The organism is Mesorhizobium sp. M0051, from assembly GCF_040323235.1.
GTDB lineage: Bacteria > Pseudomonadota > Alphaproteobacteria > Rhizobiales > Rhizobiaceae > Mesorhizobium.
In genome coordinates, this window is the sequence record NZ_JAMYUT010000076.1 from 1 (window position 1) to 6,368 (window position 6,368).

Annotated in this window: 2 protein-coding genes, 3 pseudogenes and 1 other annotated feature; of the genes and pseudogenes, 1 reads left to right on the forward strand and 4 read right to left on the reverse strand. The window is 59.4% G+C overall.

The window, feature by feature from the left end; genetic code table 11:
* Nucleotides 1–693: 693 nt before the first annotated feature.
* The 3 genes and pseudogenes from virD4 to NKJ90_RS33160 all read right to left on the reverse strand — a co-directional run.
* Nucleotides 694–2,439: a type IV secretion system ATPase VirD4 gene (virD4, locus tag NKJ90_RS33150; RefSeq protein ID WP_352487763.1), complete on the reverse strand. Its 1,746-nt coding sequence runs from the start codon at nucleotides 2,437–2,439 to the stop codon at nucleotides 694–696.
* Nucleotides 2,440–2,686: 247 nt separating this feature from the next.
* Nucleotides 2,687–3,463, reverse strand: a complete 777-nt coding sequence (locus tag NKJ90_RS33155) for a hypothetical protein (RefSeq protein WP_245260339.1) — start codon at nucleotides 3,461–3,463, stop codon at nucleotides 2,687–2,689.
* A gap of 301 nt (nucleotides 3,464–3,764) precedes the next feature.
* A pseudogene (locus NKJ90_RS33160) lies at nucleotides 3,765–4,067 on the reverse strand (integrase core domain-containing protein); the annotation flags it as partial.
* 43 nt (nucleotides 4,068–4,110) lie between these two features.
* Between NKJ90_RS33160 and NKJ90_RS33165 the strand changes: the two are divergent.
* Nucleotides 4,111–5,544: pseudogene (locus tag NKJ90_RS33165) on the forward strand (IS30 family transposase).
* Here the strand turns inward: NKJ90_RS33165 and NKJ90_RS33170 are convergent.
* A pseudogene (locus NKJ90_RS33170) lies at nucleotides 5,523–6,368 on the reverse strand (IS3 family transposase); the annotation flags it as partial. The pseudogenes NKJ90_RS33165 and NKJ90_RS33170 sit on opposite strands and share 22 nt — an antisense overlap.
* Nucleotides 6,054–6,166 (reverse strand) — a sequence feature (AL1L pseudoknot). Its footprint overlaps the pseudogene before it by 113 nt.

The window sequence follows — 6,368 nt, forward strand, 5'->3', positions numbered from 1 at the left end:
GTTGGCCGCGTGACAGTGAGCTATGCTGGAGATTGGGGTGACGAGGCTGATCAAGCCTTCCAACAGTACCAGCCTGATCAATTACGGCGAGAGCTACCGGTCCGGAGATCGCATCAGCCCCTCTCTGCATATGCACGCGGCCGCCTGAATTGCCGATTTCGCTCAGCTGCTGCTGAATGGCGACGGCTTGCGGCGTATTCAGGGCCCTCTGCGTCTGCGCTGGCCACAACAGCGCTGGTGAATGTTCATTGTTGGGACGACTCACTCGGGTGGCAGGTGGTTGCCCTGGTCAAGCGCATCCGGCGAAGGGCGGATCTGCTGTTGGCTGGCAGCCAAGACTGGGGGCGGCGGCCCGAACTCCGGCGTCCCAGAGCTTGCGAAAGCCTCCGACACGCTTCTGTTGAGGTCATCCCGTCCAGCGGGCATCCCTGGGTTGCTGAAAAAAGACGAGGCGGCTTGATGATCCTGCCCTCGCTGAAGCACCTCGCGAAACCCCCTGTTCCAGTCGCAGAAGCTCCTCTGGATTGGTTGGCGGCTCGTCAGCTCGACCATCGAACAGCGGCCGGAGCGCCTCGGACACGTGCTGCTCAAAGCCCACTTGCCGGGCTTGGCCCTTCCAAGCCGGCGTCCTGCACCTGCGACAAAGCTGTTACACGGGATGGATTTTTTCGCGGGGTCCACACCAGCCTCACATCAAACTGTATCGTCAAAGTCCTGCGCCAATTCACACAGCGGGTCATCGAGTTGAGATTCGGCGGAGAGCGCCTCCTCTGCTCCCGTCAAGGGCGCCGGCTCCGGGAGGGCGCCTGTCTGGCGTTCAAAGATGCGTTTCAGAATGCGATCCGAAAAATAACGCACCTTCCTCAATTTTAATGGTGGCAGACCTTTGATGAGAACAATCTCGTAGTCGTCATCGAGCAGCCGAACCTGTTCGGGACGCAATAGCGGTGCACCTTGATGTGAATTCTGAATGGTCCAGTCGAACGTTCGCGCCTGGCTGTGGGAAATCGATTTGGCTTCAAACGTGTATTCACCGATGGCCTTGGAAATGTAGTTCGGAGTCTCGTCATCAGCCGTGGCCATGAACACTTGCAGTCCGGTATTGCTGAGAAAATTCTGCTTGCCAGCCTCTCCATAAGCCCCCGTCAGTGCCGAAAGGCTTTGGATGATGAGCATGAAACGCCCCTTGTAGCCCGCGATAGTCGTGATTGCGGTCTCGATCGCCTCCAGCTTACCCAAGTGCTTGAACTCGTCGAGCAGGAAGAGAACCTCGTGCTTTTCATCCCGGCGGGCCAGCGACCGCTGCAGAATTGAAACGATTTGCTGAAAAAACAAGCGTATCAGAGGCGCGATCACCTCAAGGTCGTTCGGACCAACGCAAAGATAGATGCACGTTCTGCGACGGCGAAGATCATAGACCGAAAAGTCCGAGCGACTTGTGGCCGCCTTTACAGCGGGATCCGCCCACAGGTTGAGCCCGCCATCGCCGAGCACGGAAGTGTAGGAGGTTAGGATTTTCGTATCGTTCCCCGCCATGTCGTCGAAGATGCGTTGTGCCTCTTTGTTCTGGGTCTCCATGGCGAGTCGCGCGAAGAGCTTAAACTTCTCCCCCGGCTGGGCGAAGAGGTCATAGACGGCGCCGATTGTTGGCGTGCCCCGCTCGATGCAGGCAAGGATTCCCGCGACAAAGATATCTCGCGCGCCGCTGACGAAACCTTCCGCGCCCTCCCCCTTGGCCGTAATCAGGTTTGCGGCCAAGCGGCGGGCTTCGGTGAATTGCTGCTGTGGAGGCAACGCTATAAGATCCAACAGCGGATTGTAGCAGTTTGTGCGCCGCTCCGAATCCAGCGGCGCGAATTTAAACACGTCGTCACCTGCGGCTTTGCGCGCCCTCGAGGTGAGCTCAAAGAGCTCCCCCTTGACGTCCAGAGCTATCACCGAGCCTTTGAATGTAAGTAGCGTTGGAATGACTATGCCGACGCCCTTGCCAGCGCGGGTCGGTGCAACGATGAGGCTGTGAGGCTGCTCGCCATTGGTCAGGTAGTAGCCAGGCCAGAAAGGGCCACTTGTCTTCCCAAACACCGGCCCTGTCACGCCACGGTATCGTCGCAGATATCCCGCGCGTCGCATTTCATCCACTCGAGCCCAACGAGCCGTCCCGTGGTGTTCGAGCTTGCGGCGCAATACGATCTGCTGAATCAGCAAGACGACCGCGGACGTCGAGAGCACGATAGCCGCGCCCCGATAGAAAACGGGGGTTGCGAAACCCAAATAGAAGGGCGTCTCAAACCAAAAGGCACGGACATCAAACGCCATCAGAGCCTCGCCGCTGCCGCCGTGGCGGAAGGTTGCGTAAAGACTTGCCGCACAGAAGCCCACGGCGAGTGAGCACGCGATGCTAATGGCTATGTTGGGGGGCGTCGTTTTTGTTGAAAGCATTGTTCCATTGCCGGATTAGCCGTAGCTAATGCTGCGCGTGCTTCAGAGATCGAACCGGCGTCGCGCGATGTCGCCGCTCGACAGATCGATGCCGCAGCGGGTGGTGCGATGCTTGCAGCGCATCACCCGGCAGACGTGGTTTTTGAAAGTTACACTAAGCAGGTACGTCAACGGCCAGCGAATTGGAAACGGCAAGGCCGTAAACGGAATTCGGGAGAGAAAGCGTCACTGTACCATGGCCGAGACCTCAACGGCCGGAGCGATCTCTGCTTCTGGTGGCCTCCATTAGGTCCTCTCGGGCGTGATTGAAGGCGTGGTTTATGGACCGCCCGATTTGAGCACCCCGCTGCAGCTGTTCATAGGAGGTTTGCGGGCCTACTGTATCACGGACTGCAGCCTCAATACCTGCTATGTGGCCGTCCAGATTCGCACTCCGTTCCTCTGCTGCATGCTGCGGCGGCGGCATGTGCGGCAAGATGTCTTGCATGCCGGGAAAAACTGAGTGAGCTTGGGCCTGTTGATTTGCGTCTAACTGTTGATACATGTTGAGAATAGCATTGGATGCCATCATCCTGACATTGCCATCCGGATCAGAAGAAGCCAATCCAATGGCCTGATCAAGAATGCGAGATTTGTTTTCGTCAGTAAACTTACTGAAGTGTGGCGCAACGTAATAAGCTCCGAGAGCTTGCGACGGCGGATCCATGTTGCCAATGCGATTAACAATAGCATCTTGCAGCCCTGGCGTTAGGTAATCGCCTAGATTACTGGCCGCTCCGACTTTCTGCAATGCTATGTCATCCGTGCTGTACCCCAATTCGGCTGTTAATGTCGCGGCCAGATCGATGGCTGATCGTCCAAGCCGATTGGTCCGCCTTTCAAATCTCGCGAGGTCAGTTTCTGGCCCGGGTTGAGTGCCCCGAACGGCTGTTCGCTCGTGCGTCCCGAGGCCTTTGAAGCCCCCAAGATTTCGCGCTGTATCGCGCGGGTTAGCGGTTACCAGCCGTTCTGCAACATCGCTCAATGGCCCCTCTGGAACGTCACGGAGGCTACTGCTCCCCACGCCTTGAGATGATCTTGCAGCTGCACGTGCCCGTTTGTTATCGCGATCCATTGCTCGCCTCCAAAGTAGTTATTCTACCCAATGAGGTTACCACCGAAGCTTGACCTGCTAAACCGATATGATGTTACAGTTGTAGTATGGCAAAGGGTTCCCAGCTCTGTGGGTCTGCCAAGTGCCCGTCCAAGCCGAAGAAAATACGATGAAGCTGGCATCAAATGCGATGTGAACTGCCCCGGGCATTCCGGTGGCCGTTTCGTTTGAGTCACGCGGCTATGGCTGGTTCATCCAACATGGCATAGTAGCGTTCCTCGGCTTCGGCCGGCGGGATGTTGCCGATGGGCTCCAGCAGCCAGCGATTGTTGAAGCAGTCGACCCATTCGAGCGTGGCGAACTCGACGGCCTCGAATGAGCGCCAGGGTCCGCGTCGATGGATCACCTCGGCCTTGTAAAGACCGTTGATCGTTTCGGCGAGAGCATTATCGAAAGAGTCGCCGACACTGCCCACTGCGGGTTCGACGCCGGCCTCCGCCAAGCGCTCGGTGTATTGAATGCTGACGTGTTGGGCGGATTCAACCGGTCGTCGCAACACCAAGGGATTGGAGGTTGCAATGACGGTTCACCAACGCGCTTCAGATCGGTGCACTCGAAAGAAGCTAGATTCGCCCGGGCGTCCGCCGCCTGGCAGCGTGAGAATCGCTTCCGGTTCTGGCAAGCTATTGCCTTGGGACATTCGAGCGAGGAGGCCGCACTGGATGCCGGTACATCAACGCCTCTTGGTCCGCGCTGGTTTCGGAGTGCAGGAGGGATGCCGCCAACGCATTTGGCGCCGTGGGCGAAGCCGCCTTCGGGGCGATATCTTTCTTTCGGGAGCGCGAGGATATTGCGCTTGAGCTTGCCAAGGGAATCGGCATCCGGGCCATTGCTCGTAAACTAGGTCGGCCGCCGAGCACAATCTCGCGGGAGGTCAGGCGCAATGCCGCGACGCGCAGCGGCAATCTGGATTACCGGCCAGTGCCGCCCAATGGCACGCCGATCGTGAGTCCCGGCGGCCTCCTGGCAAGCTGGCGGTCAATCCGGCTCTGCGTGAATATGTTGAGGAGCGCTTGGCCGGCAAAGTCACCAACCCCAATGGCGCCTCATTCGAGGGCCCCAAGGTGGGTATGGAAAAAACGACAGAGCCGGAGGTGGTCGGCAGCCTGGAGCCCCGAGCAGATCGCTAAATCGGCTTCAGATCGATTACCCAGAGGATCAAACCATGCGGATCAGCCACGAGACGATCTATCAGTCCTTGTACATTCAAGGACGCGGAGCATTGCGCCGAGGACTGACCGCATGTCTGCGTTCAGGCCGAGCGTTGCGCGTACCGCGCGAACGCGCGTACCGCGCGAACGGGCCCGAGTTCGCAACAAGTCCTTCATTGGAGACGCCCTTATAATAAGCGACCGTCCGGCCGAAATTGCCGATCGGGCTGTCCCCGGACATTGGGAAGGCGACCTCATCCTTGGCCTCGGAAGCTAGGCGATCGGTACGCTCGTGGAACGAAGTTCACGCTTCACAATGCGTGCTTCACCTGCCGCGCATGCATGGCTATCAGCAGAGCCTGCGCATCAAGAACGGTCCACCACTTGCAGGCCACGGCGCTGAAGCAGTCCGCAGAGCCATAGCCCGATCCATGGGCAAACTTCCCGAGCAGCTGCGTCAGTCGCTGACTTGGGACCATGGAGCGGAAATGGCGCAGCAGCCGACCTGCGCATCGACACCGGGCTCGAGATTTACTTCTGCGATCCCCAAGCCCGTGGCAGCGAGACTCCAACGAAAACACCAATGGCTTGCTGAGACAGTACTTTCCAAAGGGCACGGATCTCAGTCGGCACACAGCCCGGGAACTGGACGCAGTTGCCCATGCTATCAACACAAGACCGCGCAAAACGCTCGGCTGGAAAACACCTGCCGAACTCCTCGACCAGCTCCTTGGGGGACAGTATGATGCCGGTGTTGCGACGATCCGGTTGAATCCGCCTTGGCTGCCTCTATCGCTGTGATGGATGAGCCCGCCTCCCCGCGCGGGCCGCCGATCATGGAGAGCCTGTTCCAGGGCATCGAGAACGAAGGCTGCATGCGCCGTCCGGCTCACCCGCCAGCCGACGATCCGACGGGCATAGGTGTCGATGACAAAGGCGACATAGACGAAGCCCGTCCAGGTCGCGACGCAGGTGAAGTCGGAGACCCGCAGCATGTTCGGCGCCGGAGCATGGAACTGGCGGTTGACGTGGTCGAGAGGGCAAGGTGCGGCCTTGTCGCTCACCGTAGTGCGGATCGGCTTGCCGCGGACGATGCCTTCGAGGCCCATGGCCTTCATCAAGCGGGCAACCGTGCAGCGGGCGACCTCGAAGCCCTCGCGACGCAACCGCCGCCAGACCTTGCGAATGCCGTAGACGCGGAAGTTCGCCTCAAACCGTCGGACCTCATCCTTCGAGGCTGTATCCCATCTTGCCCGAGCCGACAGCCGGCAGGGGTCGACGCGCTTGGCGACATGGTCGTGGTAGGTCGACGGGGCGATCGGCAGCACCTTGCAGATCGGCTCACATGCGCCTTGCGGTGATCGTCGATGAACGCGATCGTGGCCTGAACCGGCGGTCGAGCTTCGCCTGGGCAAAATACGCGGAAGCCTTGCTCTCGTTGGCCTGCGAAGCTCGCGGCTCTCGCGTTCCAGAGCCTTCAGTTTCGTCGCAGCATCCGTGGGAACTCCGGCGCGCACGCCGCCGTCACGCTCGGCTTTCTTGCAGCCGATCTTGGCGGCGATCGATGAAACCGCCGCCCACCGCGACGTATGCTCGCGTTCGTGATCCAGAACCAGCCGCACCGC